The sequence below is a fragment of the Coprobacter secundus subsp. similis genome (genome assembly GCF_015097275.1).
In the GTDB taxonomy this organism is placed as follows: domain Bacteria; phylum Bacteroidota; class Bacteroidia; order Bacteroidales; family Coprobacteraceae; genus Coprobacter; species Coprobacter secundus.
This window is the reverse complement of sequence record NZ_AP023322.1, coordinates 2882114-2902358: the sequence shown is the minus strand read 5'-3', so window position 1 is coordinate 2902358 and position 20245 is coordinate 2882114. Positions and strand designations below refer to the sequence as shown.

Annotated in this window: 9 protein-coding genes; 2 read left to right on the top strand and 7 right to left on the bottom strand. The window is 36.0% G+C overall.

Annotation, left to right across the window (positions count from 1 at the left end):
* The 3 genes from Cop2CBH44_RS11575 to Cop2CBH44_RS11565 all read right to left on the bottom strand — a co-directional run bounded on the left by Cop2CBH44_RS11575 (position 1) and on the right by Cop2CBH44_RS11565 (position 7426).
* The gene (locus Cop2CBH44_RS11575) at positions 1 to 1839 is read right to left on the bottom strand and encodes a TonB-dependent receptor (protein WP_200754858.1); all 1839 of its coding nucleotides are present in this window, start codon (positions 1837 to 1839) and stop codon (positions 1 to 3) included.
* Between the two features lie 14 nt (positions 1840 to 1853).
* Positions 1854 to 4865 (bottom strand): tetratricopeptide repeat protein, encoded by a 3012-nt coding sequence (locus Cop2CBH44_RS11570; protein ID WP_200755961.1) that lies wholly within the window; start codon positions 4863 to 4865, stop codon positions 1854 to 1856.
* A 179-nt stretch (positions 4866 to 5044) separates the two neighbouring features.
* Positions 5045 to 7426, bottom strand: a complete 2382-nt coding sequence (locus tag Cop2CBH44_RS11565; RefSeq protein WP_200754857.1) for a TonB-dependent receptor — start codon at positions 7424 to 7426, stop codon at positions 5045 to 5047.
* A 93-nt stretch (positions 7427 to 7519) separates the two neighbouring features.
* On the opposite strand from Cop2CBH44_RS11565, the gene mnmC2 reads away from it, so the two are divergent.
* Positions 7520 to 8185 carry a tRNA (5-methylaminomethyl-2-thiouridine)(34)-methyltransferase MnmC2 gene (mnmC2, locus tag Cop2CBH44_RS11560; protein ID WP_021931670.1) on the top strand — a complete coding sequence of 222 codons (666 nt, stop codon included), beginning with the start codon at positions 7520 to 7522 and terminating at the stop codon, positions 8183 to 8185.
* A 35-nt stretch (positions 8186 to 8220) separates the two neighbouring features.
* Here the strand turns inward: mnmC2 and Cop2CBH44_RS11555 are convergent, their stop codons facing one another.
* From Cop2CBH44_RS11555 to Cop2CBH44_RS11540, 4 genes are all read right to left on the bottom strand, one after another.
* On the bottom strand, positions 8221 to 10077 hold the full coding sequence (locus Cop2CBH44_RS11555; RefSeq protein ID WP_200754856.1) for a glycoside hydrolase family 127 protein: 1857 nt from the start codon (positions 10075 to 10077) through the stop codon (positions 8221 to 8223).
* Positions 10078 to 10269: 192 nt separating this feature from the next.
* Positions 10270 to 12018 carry a T9SS type A sorting domain-containing protein gene (locus tag Cop2CBH44_RS11550; RefSeq protein ID WP_055097221.1) on the bottom strand — a complete coding sequence of 583 codons (1749 nt, stop codon included), beginning with the start codon at positions 12016 to 12018 and terminating at the stop codon, positions 10270 to 10272.
* 82 nt (positions 12019 to 12100) lie between these two features.
* Entirely contained in the window at positions 12101 to 13897 is a 1797-nt protein-coding gene (locus Cop2CBH44_RS11545) for a T9SS type A sorting domain-containing protein (RefSeq protein WP_200754855.1), read from the bottom strand.
* Between the two features lie 44 nt (positions 13898 to 13941).
* The gene (locus Cop2CBH44_RS11540) at positions 13942 to 15891 is read right to left on the bottom strand and encodes a T9SS type A sorting domain-containing protein (protein WP_055097224.1); all 1950 of its coding nucleotides are present in this window, start codon (positions 15889 to 15891) and stop codon (positions 13942 to 13944) included.
* Between the two features lie 314 nt (positions 15892 to 16205).
* Here Cop2CBH44_RS11540 and Cop2CBH44_RS11535 point away from each other — a divergent pair, with 314 nt between their 5' ends.
* Positions 16206 to 20243: a hybrid sensor histidine kinase/response regulator transcription factor gene (locus Cop2CBH44_RS11535; RefSeq protein WP_200754854.1), complete on the top strand. Its 4038-nt coding sequence runs from the start codon at positions 16206 to 16208 to the stop codon at positions 20241 to 20243.
* Positions 20244 to 20245 lie beyond the last annotated feature (2 nt).

Genomic DNA, 20245 nt, shown 5'->3' with positions numbered 1-20245 from the left:
TTAAAAATTGACTCCAACACCGGCCATAAAATGGAATCCCTGAGCCGGCATACCATAATAAATATCATATTTACGATTAAGAATATTATCAAATCGCACACGCAGATGTACAGCATCATTTATTTGATAAACCGCTCCTACTCCCAAATCATGAATATCACTCAGCTTTCCTCTTAAGGTAACGGTTTCATTTACCGTAGGAACATATGGCAACAATTCTAAACCCGTACCGGCAAAAGTATTGAATGAAAGTATCGTTCCACGGCCTAATCCCATAAAATAATCGGCATGGAGAGTCAATTGAGGTAAAACCTTCACTTCAACTTGTGCATTCAATGCATCTGTCGGACGATTCGTTTCCACAACATTCTTTTTCCCACCATATATATCGGCCTTCCGAATCTCATGCTTCCATTCTAAAGAGGCATTCAATATATCATCAAACTTATATTTTACCCGTGCACCGACATTCCACGCAAAAGCATCTAAATTAGCATAATTGACAACCGGACGGGTCATCCAATCTACTGTTTTTATAATGTCTCCACTCTCTACATCGAATTTCATGCCCAAATAACGATAATCAAACAGCGCATCTTGTGTATATTTAACTCCTCCAAACAAATCAAAAGTAAAACAATTCAAAACATTTGACTTAAGACCGATAGTCCAATCTGCCGGAGTATATGAATTATATGGCAAAGTAGACGGGTCGACATATATATTATCTTTCGACAAAGAGGCAAAAGTATTCAACTCCTTCCCCCCCAAGATACTACTATACAAGAAAAAATGCTCGGTAAATTCCCAATCGATACGAATATCCGGGGCAAAACGAACAATTGTTCCATCATTGAAAGAAACATTGGCAACAGCACCCAATCGAAATTTTAACCGGTCCTTATCCAAACTATAATATGGATTCAAAGTAATCATCGTAAAATTATCTAGATCCAAATTTTTATAATCAGTCGAATTACGATTATCAAATATCAGATTGTCCATACTTCCATCTATTCCGATACGTTGATTTGCCGTCACCGGAGCCAATAACTTGAAACGTGTATCAATATGATTTTCATTATTTCCTTTTTCTCCATAATACAACCCTAAGCGGTTAGAATATCTGTGATACCCGACCGACAATAAATAATACAACTCTCTATCTTGTTCTCTTGGAGATCCGAATCCCGTACTTATACTGAACTGCTGTATTTGTTGCATTTCATTTTTATCGACAATCGGAGCATCAACAACATCTCCCAAGAAAGGAAGGTATTCCCTCCCATAATAATTAAATGCATTAAAACGGTAATCTCCATTCAGTGTCCAAATCAAGTTGTTGAAACGATGTTTATATCCCACATGTAAAAGATTGTCATTCCTTTTTTGTTTTACCTTATCATCGGTATCTAAATATTTAACTTTCCCATGAGTCGAAAGGTGCTGATACCAAAAATTCAGCCTATTTTTTTCATTATCTAAAATACGATAACCTACTGAAGCCGATGCATTCAAATAATTTCCTAAAGATAAATCGGCATATCCCCTTTTACGATAAAAGGGTGAACCTGTATCATATACAGCAGCCGGTAATATCTGTAACACAGAGGGAGTAGTTACGGGCACAGTCCAATCGGAATAAAGAATGCTTGTTTTCCGAATACTGGGAGTTTCTACTCCTGGCAATATATTTATTTTAGAAGCATCCTGAACAATAGGCGTAAAATCTTTCTCGATTATCATTTCCCGATTCAGAGCATTGTTTTCCTCTTTCTGTGCAAAGGCCGCAATAAATATAAATAATAATGCGACCGTATATAATTTTCTTTTTTTCATAACTATACTTTTTCCTACTGTCCGATTTGTTTTAACCGCTGTTCTATCATTTCTGCAATATCATCACTTGCATCGTAATTATTCTTCAAACTTAACAGATATTGTTTTGCCTGAAAATTGTCTTTCCGGCTGATATTTATATCTGCTAATAAAATAAATTCCCGAGCCAGCCAATACTGATGAGGTGTACCGGTCTCTATCATCTCATTGATAAGATGCTCGGCATTCTTCAAATCTCCATTATCGAAATAATATTGAGCCAGCCGATAGGATGCTTCCGCACCATAAACGGTACGAGGGTCTTTTGATAATAACTGCAAGTCCGGAACAGCATTTATAGCCTGTCCATTCTGCAAATGCGCCATTGCTCGTGCAAAACGTGCTTCATTAACTAACTCAGGTGACAACTTCGTGTCTGAAAGCAAATTATCAGCAGCAACAATAATTTCCGTGTAATTTTTAATGTATTGTGCACTTCTCATTGCCCCCAGTCTGGCAGCCAAGCGATTATCTCCTGATGTCGCTTTTCCTTCCAAAACCTTATATAAATCAAGAGCTTCCGCATACTCCTGAGTTAGATATTTAATCTCAGCCATCTTTGCTACAGCATCTTCTTCAAACGGGTTATCATTATGCTGACGCACTGCCGTCAGCTCCTTCCAAGCATCTTCATATTGCTTATTATCAAAATAATATAAACCTAAATAATAATGAGCTTGTGTAGTAAATGCGCCCTCAGGAAAACTTTGAAGATACTTAATCAAACTTTCTGATGATGACTTATCCTGCTTTTTCATAAATGACCGTTCTGCTGCTAAATATGTCAACGAGTCTATTTCAGAAACCTGATAAGGAACAGCCCCATTCAACGACTGTACAAATGAAGCATAAGAACCGACGTCATTCTTTTCCAAATAAACAGACTTCAAATCATCAACTGCAATGCGGGCTTCTTCACTACCGGGATAATTCGACACAACCGTCTTATACGCCATTATCGACTGTTCGAGCTGGTTATTATTGAAATAAATCATACCCAACTGTATCCCGGATTTACGAGCAATAGGACTTTGAGGAAACTCTCTAATTACCTGATTAAAGGATTGTATCGCAGCATCAGAGTTTTTTAATTGTAGGTATGTCAATCCTTTTTCAAAAATAGCATCATCCACATATTCAGAACGAGGATAATCAGACACCAAACGATCCATACCGGAAATTTTCTGTTCATATTTTTTTTGCAAACCAGCCATAAATGCCTTTTGGAACAGAGCATAATCACCAGCAGCAGGGTCTAAAGAAACCGCCTGAGAATAATCATCTTCAGCTTGAGCAAACTCACGTGTATAATAATGACAATCGCCTATACGACTATATGCATCAGCCAACACTTCTTTATTTCCTGAAGCAGAAGGTATGGATACATACCGGAGAAATTCATCCAATGCCTGGGTAAATTTGTGTTGTTTAAAATTAGCGTATGCCAAATCATACCGTGCCAGAGCATATATATCTTTATCTTTTTGTCCGGTAGTCGAAAGATAAGCCCGATAATCTGAAGCTGCTTTATCATATTCTCCCTTTCTATAACGACATTCTCCTCTCCAGAAACAAGACTGGGCTTTTATTTCAGAATCATAAATGCCCAAAACAATAGCTTGAGTAAAATTCTGTATTGCCTTATCTATCTGTGAATTAGTAAAATATTCTATTCCCAACTGAAAATATATGCGCTGTTTCGCTTTCAGTATTTTATTATCAGGCTGTTTTATTTTATTAATAGATGTCAAAGCCGCTTGATAATTACGAGTATTGAAATATACTTCCACCAGATAATCATTTATCTGATCGGCATATCTCGATGCCGGAAACATATTCAGAAACTTTTCGAAAACAGTAACCGATTCCCCAAAAGGAGACAATGAAGTCTCATGGATTGTCAAAGCATAATTGTACAAAGCCGTTTCCTGTATCTGTCGATCAAAATTATACTGAGAAGCAATATCAAAGGATATAGCTGCATTTTTTTTATCTCCAATTTTAATATAACTCTGTCCCAAATACAAATAAGCACTTTGCGCCAATCCATCTTCCTTATCTGTGACCCGGCTCAACTGTTTTATAGCATCGACATACTTTCCCTCCCGGTATTGAGCAACACCCAATGTATATAAGCTGCTTCTCAATGGTGAGTTCGTGCTATTTACATATTTAGTCAAATAATTAATCGTCTTACTATTATCTCCCTGATGAGAATAACTTTCACCCAACAGACGATATAATTCCGTATTAAATTCATTATCCGGATTCTCTGACAATAGGTTTTCTCCCGTCTGTATTACCTGTAAATACTGACCACTAAAAAAACGAATTTGAGCTATATAATACGAAGCGGGCGTCCTAAATTCAGAAAAATCCTGCACTTGCAAAAATCCTTTGAGTGCATCATTATATTTTCCCTCCGTATATTGTATATACGCCATATAAAATTGTGCAGCATCTTTATAATCTTTTCCAACTGCTAATAATGCCACAAAACAAGGTTTAGCCTCTACTATCTGACCACTTTTCAAATAAGAAACACCTGTCCTAAACAAGAATGTTTCTTGTTCGGAAGGAACAAGGTCTTCTATCTTTAATTTTTTATAATATTTCAGGGCTTGTCTATATTTTTTTGAAAAGAAATAATAGTTTCCGGACATGAACTCCGCATCAGCTATTCGACCAGCACCCGGATACCTCCGTACAAAATTTTGTAACATTTGTACTGTCTGAGGGTCTTTCCGATAATAAGCAGAAGCAGCGAGCATAAAATCAGCTTCCTGTATCAAATAAACATTTTTCGATAATGTTTTAAAACGTGTCAGCTGGTCTATACATCCCACATAATTACGGGTTTCAAACATCTGTTTTCCTCTTTCAAACCAACTCTCTGACAAATTTGACTGGTATGAAACCTGTGAAAAAGCATTCCATCCCAAGGAACAACAGATCAAACCGGAAATTATAATTGCTTTTTTTCTCATCACATATATCTGATTTTGATATAAAAACATTTCTTAACCAACAAAAATAGAAAACTTTACGGGTACTTTGTCCCTATCTCAAATAATTAACTTTCTTTTAAGTATAAAATTATTTACCATACTTTCTAAAAAACTTATTTATAAAATACTTTACAAATAAAAGTTGCAACAGACATAGACTAAAACTCTACTGTAATACCTAACGTTGGCAATATAATACCACTTTGCTGGGCTATATATTTCATTTCATAACGCCTAGCCCCATTTTCATCGGTATACTCTTTTCCCGTACTTACCAAAACTGGAGGATTATCATATTTTGTATTTAAAACGTTTTGTAAGTCAATATAGAACCCCAACATCACTCCCTTAAAATAGAAAACTTTATCTAAACGAAAGTCAACTTGCGTAAAGGTCTTCAATCTACCGGTATTATATCGCTCATAGTCGTAATAAGGTCGTGATGTAGCATCCCACGCATCTACCAACGATGATGTATATTCGTCATAAGGAGTATAGGGCACACCTCCCATCAGACGAAATTTCAAGCCTACATCCCAATGCTTAGGCAATTTATAAGTTCCTGATAAAGTCAACAAATGCCGGTTATCCCAAGCAGAAGAAATGTAACGATCGGTTAGCGGACTTTTAAATTGACTTCGGAAGAAAGTATAAGAAGCCAACATATTAAAACGTTTACTGCCAAACCATCGAACCATCGTTTCGATACCGAATGCTCTACCCTGCGAAACCGAAGCTGCAGCTTCATTTCCCGAGGCCCCGTAATCCGTCCCTTTACAAGCCAAAGGAATACTATCGGTAAGAGATAAGGGTGCATGGTCATATTTCTTATAAAAGCCTTCTACAGTGACTCTGGCATCTCTACCCAAACGATACTCCAAACCGGCAACTGCCTGATCAGAACGAATGTACGTCAACCCATTATATTTATTTACCAAGACATTATTTTCCTTATATCCCATCGTGGTATAGGCTGGTAATTGATAATAACGGCCGATACTTCCATTGACCCACACGTCTCCCCACAAATTATAAGATAACGATAAACGCGGAGAAAATTGCTTCAACGGATTATTCATTCGCGAAGAATAATTATTTGCATCCAATCTCATTCCCAAAGAGGTAGAGAACCGACCATTATCCATTTCATACGAAACCGTACCAAACACCCCCCATTTAAACACCCCCATATCCGTACGATAGTTATACTCGGTCGCCTGATTATGAGCAAAAGCTTTTTGCAAAGTACGATTACGATACATTGCATAATCGAGATTCACACCAGCATTAATTTTAAACAATCTCAATGTCGATAAATTTTCGAAACGGAAATGGCTTTCTACTTCATCTGAACAATATCTCAATATCAGATTCTCTGGACGGCTTTCATCATTATCCAAATATTTCGTATTTTTATTATTCATAAAACTATGGCTGAGGACAACCGTTTGTATATGCCGACCGCCATAATGTTTATAAACAGCACCTAATGTATACGTATTCTGTTTTATTACAGGCAGATAATTCAATATATATTGTTTTCCTTCATCTGCAGGGTCAGTATCTTTATTGAGTCTCATATCATCTATCGCGCCCAATCCCAATAACGTCAACTCATGATACCGAGAAAAACGAGTTTTTATCTTGAACTGAGCATCAGTATACCGGGGCAAAAACGGCATATCGAGAATAGAGAATAACAACTGAAGATATGACTGGCGAACAGATACCAAATAGGTTGTCTTATCACCTATATGTCCATTTGAAGTCAACGAAACCTCTGAAGCTCCAACTGTAGCCTTTACACTACATTTTCGTGCATCTCCATCTAACAATTTGAAATCGAGTACAGAACTCAATGCATTTCCTCGACTAGTAGGAAATGCTCCGGTATAAAAATTGACTTCCCGAATAAAATCAGCATCAATAATTCCCATCGGTCCTCCCGAAGCTCCTTGTGTACTGAAATGATTAATATTAGGTATCTCCACGCCATCCAGATAGAAACGATTTTCCGAAGGCCCTCCGCCTCGAACCAATAAATCATTCCGATAACCACTACCTACCGTAGAAGCTACCCCGGGAAAAGAATTCACAACTTTGGAAATATCCCGATTGGCCCCCGGGCTTTTTTCTATTTCCTGCAAACCGATTACCCTCATTGCAATAGGGCTTTCTACCGAACGACGAAAAGGCGATGCCGTCACACTTACCTCTCTCAAATTTATGCGATTTTCTTCTACTTCTATATCCAGTGTATAATCATGCGATGATAAACGAAACTCCGGAGTAATGACAGTCTTATATCCCAACCCTGAAACTTGGAGCCGATATATCCCCGGAGTAACTCCTGTAATAGAAAACCGGCCCAAACTATCGGTCTGAGTCCCTTTAGAAGAATTCCAAACGGCTACACTGACATAGGGTATTCTCTCCCGGCTGTTTCGTTCTGTTACCGTACCTATAATACGATAAGCCTGCTGTGCAGTAGCAGAAAATGCCAATAAACAGAGAAGAAAGAAGAATAAACTCTTTTTCATGCTTATCATAAATTTATTACTTTTGCTGTATAACAAAAATAAAGGCAAAAATAGCGTAAAAAAAAGTATTTGTTTCCATTTTATAGAACAAACATGAAAAGGCTCATTAAAGAAATGACTGCCGATGGTTCGGCAACACTATATATTCCAGAAATAGACGAACATTATCATTCTATAAAAGGGGCTTTGGAAGAAGCCCGTCACGTATATATCGAAACAGCATTACACCAAAGTAATTCTTGTCCTGTACGGATACTGGAAATCGGATTTGGAACCGGTCTAAATGCTTTTCTGACATTACTCGATACCATAAAGAGACAGATACCCGTGATTTATACAACTCTCGAACTCTTCCCGCTGGTCTGGGATGAAATCGAACCTTTACAATATCCAGAAACAATCGCTCCTGAATATAATCGGCTCTTCCGGCAATTACACGAGACAGAATGGAATAAAACAACAGCAATAACTCCCGGATTTACTCTTCTAAAAATACAGACGGACCTTACTCAACATACTTTTAAAAAACAATATGATGTGGTATACTTCGATGCTTTTGCTCCCGAAAAGCAACCAGAACTGTGGGAAGAAGCTATTTTTTCCAAAATAGCAGCAACAATGTCTCCCGGTGGAATTTTAAGTACTTACTGTGCAAAGGGAGAAGTACGCAGACGTCTCCAACGATCAGGATTTATCGTAGAACGCCTATCCGGACCTCTAAATGGAAAGAGAGAGATATTACGAGGAAGAATCGCATGATTATATATCTCAATAGTTGCCGAAAAGTAAAATTATCATTCTTGATAATCTATCCAAACTTTCATTTTGCCAGCTTCTCGATTATCCCAAGCATAATAAGGCAAGAATAACAATTGTTGATTTTCAGTTACAGCCTGTATTGTCGTAATTCCTCCTAAAAATTCAGTTCTTTGTTGTACTTTGAAATGGGTAGAAGTTGTTAACTTCGACCGATCGAAATCTTTTTTATTATCAATTTCTTCTAAACAATATACCAACGGTCCTCGCTGTACTGCTTGTTTGCCCACATTTTGTTTTACCCGAGGGTCTGCAGCAACTTTCTCAACAGGCATATCCATATTTAAAGAAATAATATCACCCGATTTCCAATTGGAAATTACAGCATATCCTTTTTCGATAGGTGCATATATATCCTTATCATTTATCGATAAAGAATAGCTTTTACACCAACCTGGAATACGAATACGGAGCTCTTTATTCAACGGCAGATTTGATGCAATAGAAAACTTTACCAAACCGTCCCACGGGTAATTTGTCTCTTGCTTTAAAATAACATCATTCCCATCTATAGCCAACTGGGTAGTATTACCAATAAACAAATTTACCCACAAAGCATTTACAGAAATTCCATAAATATAATTTCCGACCGACGGTAAAAATCGAGAAATTTGGCTCGGACAACAAGCACAACCATACCATTCCTGACGATGATGGTCTCCCTTCGACTCCAATGGGTTTACATAAAAGAAACGATCCCCAGACAAAGAGACCCCAGCCAAGGCCCCATTATACATCGACCGTTCCAGTACATCTATATACTTCGAATCACCAGTAAACTGATTCATCCGTTGGTTCCAATAAACCATCCCCACTGAAGCACATGTTTCACAATAAGCTTCCAAATTTGGTAAATCATAATCGTCTGTAAATCCCTCATTATTTTTAGAAGAACCTATACCTCCCGTAACATACATATTCCGTAAAACTACATCATCCCACAGGCGATCCATTGCTGCTATATAAGCTGTATCGTGCTTTAAAGCTGCAACATCAGCCATTCCACAATACAAATACATGCAACGTACTGCATGACCGGATATACTTTCCAAATCCCGTACGGGGACAGCATCCTGATAATAAAAAGGATCCCACTCGCCCTCATTACCCTTACTACCATAACCGTGACCACGTTCCTCTAATAACCAATAAGCAAAATCAAGATATTTCTGTTCTTTAGTTATTCTATAGAGTTTGACCAAGGCCAACTCGATTTCTTCATGTCCCGGAACCCAATGCCGCTTGTCCGGACCGAACAGAGATATCATATGATCAGCCATACGAATACTTACATCTAATAACTTACGTTTGCCCGTTGCCTGATAATAGGCAACAGCAGCCTCTATCATATGACCGGCACAATACATCTCATGTTTATCCATATTTGTCCAACGATTCTCAAGTCCCGTCAAAGTATAATATGTATTAATATATCCATCCTCTTGTTGAGCTGCAGCAATCTTGTCGATCCATTCATCAGCTTTTCTCTCTAATTCCGGATTAGGATTATTTATTAGACTGTAGGCAATTCCCTCCAAAGCTTTATAAACATCTGAATCATCAAAAAATATTCCTGAGTGCTCTCCCTTTCCTATAGCGGCATTTACAAAATTCTGCATACGCCCAGTTTGATTTTCTATTTGATTAATACAAACAGGCAAAGTCGCCGATACATGTTTATCTAAACGAGGTGACCAAAAATTATCAGTAATTTTTACATGCGAAAAATCGACCTGCCGAATCATCTTTAAAGAGTCCTGATTCTGAACATCTTTTCGTCCGGTACAATTCCACAATACCAAACAAACTGTTGATAATAAAATGTATCGTTTCATGGGTATTATTAATATAAACTGGTATAAACTATAACATCAATATTTGCATATATTTTCGATACCAATTTAGTAATTGTTTTTCAGAATAATAAGTAAAATCCTATATATTTTCAATAGCATTATTTCTTAAACAAAAAAAATGCCCAAACAATATAATATCCGGGCATTTCTCTTTTTTCATTTTATGTTATTCTATTTCCACATTATTCTACTGGAGACATTACCCGCGTTATCAATAATTTGTACAATATAAAAACCCGGATTTAAGGCAGATGTATTGATTTTAGTCACAACAGTCTCAGAAATTAAACATACTCCTGCCATATCAAATACATTGACCCGGGCGGCTTCGGTTGCCAGATAAATCACATCAACAAAAGGATTAGGATAAGCAAGTACCATTGTTTCCCGTTCTGTTTTTTCTATTCCTACTACACCCCCATACTCATAAGCTCCGACATCTTTGTGCCCTCCTACCATTTCAGCACCTCTAATATCAAAATTCGGAACAATATTTCCTCCACCGACAGAAACACTATTAACTCCAGCATCAATAGCAACAGAACCTTCATTCAATGCAAGGTAAGGTGTACCTATTGCCGGGATTATCAGCTCTTCAGATAACTTAACATCTTCATTTGATAAATCAGCTTTATTGCTCTCGTCCTGTACCGCTGCATCAAAAGAAGGAAGACGAGAACCACCAAAACCGGCATCCATAATATTACTCTGAACTTTAGTCGATTTAAATGCTATCTGATTCTCTTCATTGAATACAAGACCAAAACCCAACTCTCCATTCTTATCCAAAACTATGTTATTGGCAACGACTAAATCAACCGGTAACGAATTCATAAACAAAGAAGATTGTACCGCATTATCCGTAAAATTTTTATAAAAAGTATTATTAACGAATGCAACAGTACCTCCTATTTTGTCATATGATCCCCAGCTAAAATTAATTACAATTCCGTGATGCGCAGCATTATAAGATAATTTATTACGTGTAAATATGTTATTGATGAAACGTATATCTATGTTTTGGTTTTCATCTTGTTCTACTCTCTGAAAGTTGAATGCTCCTCCTGCACTTCCACCATCATTATTATAAAAAGTCGAATTACTTATATATACTTTAGGATTTGCCCCTCTTAAGTAAATTGCTCCTCCAGCCGGATATTTATCTATATGCTGGCATATATTGGAATCAAAATAACACTTGTCAAATGTTACATTTGCTTGGTCTGCAACATCAATACAAACAGCACCCCCCATTTTATAATCATCAATATCTCCACAACTATTATTCTTAAAAGTACACCCCTCAAATGAAACCGGGCTGTTTCCATTTATAAATACAGCACCCCCTTGACGAGACACACAATTTTCAAAAAGAACATTTTTACAATTCAGTTTTCCTCCGACCCAGATAGCACCACCGCCTGTCGCTCCGCCCAAAAATACATTACGTATGCTCACATTTTCCAGATTTAGCGTAGAGTTTACATCTACATTGAAAATACCGCCCCATCCCGCTGCTCCGTCAGAACTATTCATATTTGCTATTTCAAGATTCTTTATCGTAATTGTCTTTCCATCAGACACGTTAAAAAAACGCTGACATTCCGATGGTACTTCTTCACTATCATCGTATCCCAAAATAATAGGAAGAGCGTCTTCACTCTCCTCCCCAATCAATGTAACATTACAAGGAATAGATATAGATTGAGCAACATCCAGAAAAACTAACGATTGAATAACGACAGTACAACCATCAGTCCACTTTCCCGGATTCAGAGTCGCCCACGGAGCAGATTCTGTACCTGCATTATCATCACTGGTATTCTCTGCAAATGGATTTACATAAAAAGTATCGGCTGCCTGTATAGAAACAAAAAACGATGCCAACAACAATAGTAGAAAGTAAAAATTTTTTTTCATAGGTATAAAAAATTAATATATGAATAAATAAGGACTTTAACTCAAAAAAGCCAGCCTGATGACTGGCTTCTTTGAGTTATATCTATTTTTGCATTTTCTGTACAGATACAGCCCCTTTGTTATCAACAATACGAATTATATAAAAACCAGAAGGAAGAGCAGAAACATCAACAGAGGCTACTTGCTCGGATACCAGAACACATGCACCTGTCGTATCGAAGATAGATACTAAAGAAATCTCCTTATTAAAAACAATAATATCCTTAAACGGATTGGGATATGCATTCACACCTTTCGTCCCAATTTCAGCCTTTTCTACTCCCAACATTTCTCCATTATACTCGTATGCACCCAAATCTTTATGACTACCGACCATAGCAATACCTCGAACATCATTTGCCGGAATCACATTATCACTACCAATAAAATATTGGTCCAAACCTTTATCAATAGCAACAGACTCTTTATCAATTATAGGCAAATAGGGTATTCCTATTTCAGGAAATACCAGTGTTTCAGCCAATTTTACTGTCGCTTTCTGTGCTGTTTCTTCAAATATCGTATTATTATTATCCGGATTATCCAGCGCTGCACGAATACTATTTTCTCCTAATCCCCCACCAAAATCATCAAATATGTTATTTTTAATTGTCACGGACTTAAATGGGTACTCTCCATTCAATTCGTCAAACACCCAAGACCAGCCAACCGGTTTTCCTTCTCCATCTGTACCTTGGTCTATAACCAAATTATTCAATAATATCAGTTCTGCCTGTCCCCAAGAATTCATAGCAATAGAAGCTTGTGCTTTATCACTGGGCAGATTTCTAAAAAAAGTATTATTAATAAACTTGAAAGTACCACCGTAACCGGGAGCATAATAACCAGGCATTTTTATTGCCGTTCCGTGCATATCATTCGTTGCTAATTGCCGATTTTCTATAAATGTATTATTTACAGACGAAAAATCAATACTGCCCGTCCCATCATCATTTTGTCTTTCTATCATGATAGCTCCTGCCAACGTAGCAACATTTTTATAAAAAGTCGAATTGGAAATAGACAATTTACTATCAGCACCTTCATAAATAAACATATAAATGGCTCCACCTTTTGTTGGAGGATCGGACAAATCTCCGTTATTCCCTTCAAAATAACATTTGTCGATATTTATATCTGCTTCAGCCGTTTGGGAGCAAATAGCTCCGCCTAATTTCCATAAAGTAAAATTATCCGCTACACTATTATTCAAAAAAGTACATTCTTCACAATGGACTTTTCCCTTCCCACTCACATAAATAGCGGCTCCCAAACCTGCTAAACAATTCTCAAACTTTACATTTTTACAATTCAGCGTACCTTCTGAAAAAATAGCACCACCTCGTGCTCCCGGTAAAGAAACATTCTCTATATTCACATTCTCAAGATTCAATGTAGCCCCATTATTGCAGAAAAGCATTCCCTCCCACTTTGGTTTTTCCGTATCCGATACAGGCTTAGGCTGCATCAAGTTTCTCAAACTTACGTCTTTCAATGTAAAATTTTTATCAAAAACCTGAAAAATACGATCACATGCACCTTCTTCCTCACCATCACCATATCCGATAATATAAACATCGTCTTTAGATAAGCCCTTTACCGTGACATTATCCTTATCAACAGTAGTAACTCCATCAACAATATACAAGCTTTTTAATATAACGGTACATCCATCAGTCCATTTACTCGAATTAAAAGTAAACCAAGGAGCTTGCTCTGTTCCCAGATTTGCATCATCGGCATTTTCAGACATTGGATCTACATAAAATATATCTTGCGAATTTGCTGCAAATACAGAAACAATCCCCAATAATAAAATAAAACATAAAATTCTTTTCATAGGTATAATAAATTAAAGATTAATAGAAAAAATTTCACATAAAATTACGGTATTATCACCTTTTCAGAAAAAACGGTGTCACTTCCCTGAACGACAATTATATACACACCTTTTGACAAAGAGATTGGCAATATATCCGACTTATCTAATCGTTGTGACTTTATCATGCTGCCAAACATATCATATATCGAAACCAATACCTGTTCATCTCCAGATAATCCATCCAATCGTAAATATCCATTTGCATCTATAAAAATGTGTTTTGAGTCAGTTCTTGAACCTGTAATACCTACCGGAGGGCTTTCCTGAAGATACACACAGTTTATTACCTCTATCGGCCTTGAATTAGACACCCCAAAGCTGGACCCATGGGTACGAATCATATTCGGGTCAGGTACAATTGTATTATCATAAAAATAACCTTCTTCTATTGCATTCAAGAACACACATGGCTGAGGACAGCCTTCGATAGTATTGCCATGTATATGTATATTTTGAAATGTACCTGCAGGAGCTAATTTACCATTAGGAGCTTGTGCTACTACAACTAAAGCTCCAGCTTGAGATGTCCAATCCATATTAGCATCAAACATACAATTACGTATCGTATTATTAGCAATCTCTACATTGCTCGAACACCCAGCTTCCATCCAATAAAATTCCGGAGCTATCGCTATGCCACTCATTCCACTCCCTTCTATCGTATTGCCTTGTATAATACCATCTGAAGCTTTAATCAAAATAGCTCTTGAGCGATTGTGACCTACCTGATTATTTATTACCTTAAAACCGCTGCCAATACGATCATTAGAATAAAATACATCTCCTACAGCCAGGCCGTTTACCCATGTAGCCAATTTCACTCGTACCCCTTTTGTATAATTTTCTTTATTCGTAACAGAAGACAACTTAGCAAAACACGCATTAATCTCCGATTGAGACGGATAAGGGCTAACAAAAGATATTTCTTCGGCTACAGAACGCCCTCTAACAGTTCCATCATTGTTTACACACACTACATTATCTTTGGCTTTTACTCTGACTCCATTCAATGAACTTTCCGTTGTTAAAAAATAGACATAACCACTTGCCTGATCCACTTTATAAATAGGATAGAAATTACCATTTATAGCGATACAATCGTCCCCACTGTGTTCCAAAATACATTCTTCTATAATAGGACCGACTTTGGCATACTTACTATGAAGAGCATCGGCAATACCGGCTCTTACCCGATCCTGACTATACTTAGGATCACCAACCTTACGTGTCACTTTGCACCTATAATAATGCGTCTGCTCACAATCATACTCCAAAAAAGAGAAACAATTAGAATCATATACGACAATATTATCCAATTTCATTTGCTTACAGTTACTCAATATTATGGTATGAGCACCTACCCAACCTTTTGCAACAACATCCAAGGCAACATAATCACCTACCTTTACTGACGAACTCGGATTATTCACTACCAAACTTAACATATGATCTCCCGTCTTAGTACAACTTGATGCAGAAGTTGTCGTATAATTATGGACCAATTCTCTATTATCTTTATCATACACTTGTACACGCCCTAATCCTAAGCTATAATCATCCGTCTCCGTTTCTGCCGGATAACCATCATGCACAGCAACATCCCAAGTGGAGCCATTAATTGCCATAATCGTGCCTTGGGTAGAACATGGTGGATCATATTCAATGAAAAAATTTGAAAATGTAAGATTTTCGCAATTTTCAAAATAAAACGCTTGTGATTGACGATTACAAATAATGGTAGAACCGTTACCATTGATTATTACATTTTTCTTATTTCTAAAAGCATAAGCGTCTTGAATATTTACTAAATCAAGGACATACGTTCCTTTGGGAATATCAATTACAGAATTATTAATCTGGCTATTTAAGATATCCCTTAAACTCGGATAATTCTCAGCATAAACACACCAGCAAAAAATAAAAGAAATGAATAGAAGTAATGTTTTTCTCATATTGATACGTTGATAGGTTAAACAAAGTTTTTCTGAATCAAAAGTAATTTCTATTTACTTTTTTGATTATACATATATTATCGAAATTCATATCAATTGTAACATCGTAAAAAGTTACGACACCAATTGTCTCCTTCATCCATAAAAAAATAGAAAATGAAGCCTCGGATTCTTACCATTTAAAACAATAATATTACCAATTGTATCATATCACATCAAAGAAGAGCTTTATAGTTGTCCAAACCAAAAAAGATATATATATTTAATCTGTTATTTTACAAAAAATATACTCTATAAACCTCAAAATTATAACCATGAAACGTCTTCTGACCATTTTAAGTCTTATTTGCTTTTCAGGGAATATCTTATCAAACGATTATCGGTTAATCACCCTTTCCGGTAAAGATGGCTTATCTCAACAAGATGTAGAATGTATATTACAAGACAAACAAGGATTTATTTGGATAGGAACATACGACGGACTCAATCGATACGATGGTAATAGTTTCCTTTTATTTCGCCACAATCCGCAAAACACCAACTCAATAAGCGATAACCGAATACTTTCTTTGCAAGAGTGGCCCGAAAGAGACGAACTTTGGATAGGAACCGACGGAGGAGGCTTGAACTGTTATAACCTGAAAACAGAACGTATCACTCGTTATATGGCCGATTCAAAACACAAAGGACAATTGACAGACAACCAAATAAGCAGCTTCGATAAAAATGGAGACGAAATGTGGGTGGGAACAACAAACGGGCCCCATAAGATAACTTTCACTACTGACAACAAAATACATATAGAACATTACTCTCTAAAAGGAAATTCGGAAGAGAATATATTACAATACACCGTATCTATCGGACACGATGATAATGGAAATATCATTGCTGCAACTCCAAAAGGATTGTTCTTAAAAAATAAAAGTGAAAGCGATTTTAAACTGGTAAAAAAAATGTCTGACCATGTAAAACAGATATTAAAAGACAGTATTGGAAATATTTGGATAATTACTAATTCCGAAATATATTATTATTCTACATTACATCAAAAAATACAAAATTACCTTGAAAACCCATATATTTTAGATTTCCATCCTTCCGGAGCTTTTAGAAGAATATTACCCATCACCGACCGTCTTTACCTTTTATCTACAACGACTGAATTATTTTGGATACATCAAAACGATAATAACTTCACTTTTGAAAAGGTCTCATTTTCCAAAAATGATTTTTGGAATAATAATGAAATGAAATCACTTATGCTTGACAGAACCATGAATGTATGGATAACTTCATTTATGGACGGCATAGCCCGATTTGACCTGAATGCCAAATCAATCTATCATTACTCTCTAAATCATCCAAAAGCTATCGACAAACTTTTTATACAATCTTTAATAAAAGACCGATATAATAGGATATGGGCAGGAACCAACAATGGAATATTTATCATAAATAACTGCAAATCAGATAAAATATTACGTATTAACGAAATAAATGAAAACATATATGACATTATAGAAGACATAGAAGGAAATATCTGGATAACTTCTTTACATAACATATATATGATTCCTGATGGTAACATAAAAAAAATAATCTCATTAAAAAACCAACCAGGATTACCTCAAAATGCCTATCCCTTTGATGGCCCGTACGCATTATGTACAGATAATAAAAATACAATTTGGATAGGTATGAGAAATGGTCTTTTACAAATAAAAAAATCGGGTAATAAACTGGCATATAAACTAAACGATATACAGCCGACAAGCTCTATAAGAGTAATAAATAACATTACCAAACTTTTTTTTGACGAAAAAGACAATACATTATTAATAGGGACAAAAAATGCAGGATTATTAAAGGCAACTCTATATAATAACGGTGATATTAAAAATATAGAATCGATTAGCAAATTAAGCCAAGAAAAAAACGAACATGTATGGTCGATACTAAAAGCATCGAATCAAAACATTTATATAGGAACAGATTCCGGACTCAAAAAACTTATAAAAAATGAAACTGGAGGATACTCTCTGGCAACTGAAAGCAATGACCCCAGAGTACAAACATATAAAATTGCCTCCATTGTAGAAGATAATGCCCAAAATTTATGGCTAAGTACCAGCCTCGGGCTTTTACGGTATTCTTTAAAAGATTACAGTGTAATGAATTATCTGAATACAGACGGACTCTCAACGAATATCTTATCTGAAGGGGCTTTGTACGATTCGAAAACAGACCAACTCTACATCGGTAGCATCAAGGGTATCGATATCATAGACCTTCCCTCCCTCAAAACCAATAATATACCTCCTGAAACTCAGTTAACCGCATTAAAAATAAACAATACAAGAATTTTGCCACATGAAAAATTTAATGGAAGAGAGCTGCTTACCAGTTCCTTAGAATTTACAGACCAATTGGAACTCAAGTATAATGAAAATAACTTTACTATAGAATTTGCCGCACTACATTTTAGTAACCCGGCAAAAAACCTATTCATGTACAAACTTGAAGGTTTTAGTGACGAATGGACTGAGGTAAACAATAATATTAAGTCAGCAACATTTACAAATATCCCCCCCGGAAAATATAAATTATTAGTCAAAAGTTCCAATTGCGACGGTATTTGGAATGAAACAGCCAAAACACTTCCTATCACTATAAACCCAGCTCCTTGGGAAACAGGATATGCGTATCTACTATATTTCATATTTATATTTTCTGCGGGATATTTTATATACAAATACTTTAGTGATAGAGCTAAGATAAAAAAACAACTATTCATGGAACACCTCGAACATAAAAAAGAAATGGAAATTGCCGAGGTAAAATTGAAATATCATACCAATATAACTCACGAGTTACGTACTCCTTTATCGTTGATTTCGGCTCCAGTAGAAGAGCTGATCGAAAAATCATATAAAGATGAATTTTTAAGATCACGTCTCCAAATAATAAAAAATAATGCCGACAGACTATTACAACTAATCAGCCAATTTCTAGATTTCAGAAAAGTCATAAACGAAAAATACACACTTTGCATCAAACAGGAAAATCTCCCCCAATTATTAACAAATATCAAAGAAGACTTCTCAGCAATCGCCCAACAAAAAAATATAATACTTGAATATTACAACGATATGGTCTGTGAATATTTCTGGTGTGATAAAGAAGTCATCAGAAAAATCTGTTTCAATCTACTCTCAAATGCAATAAAATATACTCCAGAAAATGGACGCATAGCGATTTATTCTTCTCAGAGTAGCGACAACTCGACAGTACATATTTCTGTAGAAGATACAGGTATCGGTATTGACGAAAAAGAAATAGATAAAATATTTGACCGTTTCTACCAAGTTCCAGGGACAGTAGGAGGCACCGGTGTAGGCCTGAATCTTTGCAAAAATTTAGCAACACTTCATTTAGGAAATATTTCTGTGAAAAGTCACATAGGCGAGGGCTCAATATTCACTCTTGAGATACCCAACACCAAAGAAGCTTATCAAGGTCTGATAGAAGAGGAACCCGATATACATACTTCTGTCATCCCAACAAATGACCATACAGATACACAGGAAAAAGCTAGAAACAAGCCTTTGATTTTGGTTATTGAAGATAACTTTGAATTAAGAGATTACATCGTCACTCTTCTTTCGTACAGCGCAAAAGTTATAGTGGGAAATAATGGAAAGGAAGGTCTGAATCTTGCCTTTAGCAATATCCCAGATATCATTATCAGTGACATAATGATGCCTGTAATGGATGGAATCGAATTTACACAAAAAGCCAAAAACGATATACGTACCAGTTATATTCCAATTATATTACTGACTGCCAAAACCAATCAAGAAAGTGAGATAGAAGGGTTATCATATGGAGCTGACGATTATATCACTAAACCATTCAACCCTCAAGTCCTAAAATTAAGAGTAAACAATTTACTAAAACTTACACAAAAGAAAAAAGAAGAAATATGTAATGGAACAGAAAAATTGAATGAGCGAGAACTGTCTTTTCTTACCAATTTCAAAAATATTGTTCTTGAAAATATTTCCTCTTCAGAATTTGGAATTGATGAAATCTGCCATATTATGGCAATGTCTCGCATGCAACTATATCGCAAAATGATTGCAATTATAAATAAAAAACCCTCACAATACATAAAGGAAATAAAAATGAAAAAAGCATATAACCTAATGAAAGAAAAAGGTTTGAATATAACTGAAACTATGTATGAAATAGGTTATACAAATTATTCTCATTTTACTCGTTTATTCGTAGAAGTAAACCAAATCAGTCCACGCGAAGTTTTAGGAATGAAAAGTAAACATCAGCAATAGGA

Coding starts and splice junctions, on each gene's coding strand:
- Cop2CBH44_RS11545 (WP_200754855.1), bottom strand. CDS start 13,897: ATGAAAAGAATTTTATGTTTTATTTTATTATTGGGGATTGTTTCTGTA.
- Cop2CBH44_RS11570 (WP_200755961.1), bottom strand. CDS start 4,865: ATGAGAAAAAAAGCAATTATAATTTCCGGTTTGATCTGTTGTTCCTTG.
- Cop2CBH44_RS11575 (WP_200754858.1), bottom strand. CDS start 1,839: ATGAAAAAAAGAAAATTATATACGGTCGCATTATTATTTATATTTATT.
- mnmC2 (WP_021931670.1), top strand. CDS start 7,520: ATGAAAAGGCTCATTAAAGAAATGACTGCCGATGGTTCGGCAACACTA.
- Cop2CBH44_RS11565 (WP_200754857.1), bottom strand. CDS start 7,426: ATGAAAAAGAGTTTATTCTTCTTTCTTCTCTGTTTATTGGCATTTTCT.
- Cop2CBH44_RS11540 (WP_055097224.1), bottom strand. CDS start 15,891: ATGAGAAAAACATTACTTCTATTCATTTCTTTTATTTTTTGCTGGTGT.
- Cop2CBH44_RS11535 (WP_200754854.1), top strand. CDS start 16,206: ATGAAACGTCTTCTGACCATTTTAAGTCTTATTTGCTTTTCAGGGAAT.
- Cop2CBH44_RS11555 (WP_200754856.1), bottom strand. CDS start 10,077: ATGAAACGATACATTTTATTATCAACAGTTTGTTTGGTATTGTGGAAT.
- Cop2CBH44_RS11550 (WP_055097221.1), bottom strand. CDS start 12,018: ATGAAAAAAAATTTTTACTTTCTACTATTGTTGTTGGCATCGTTTTTT.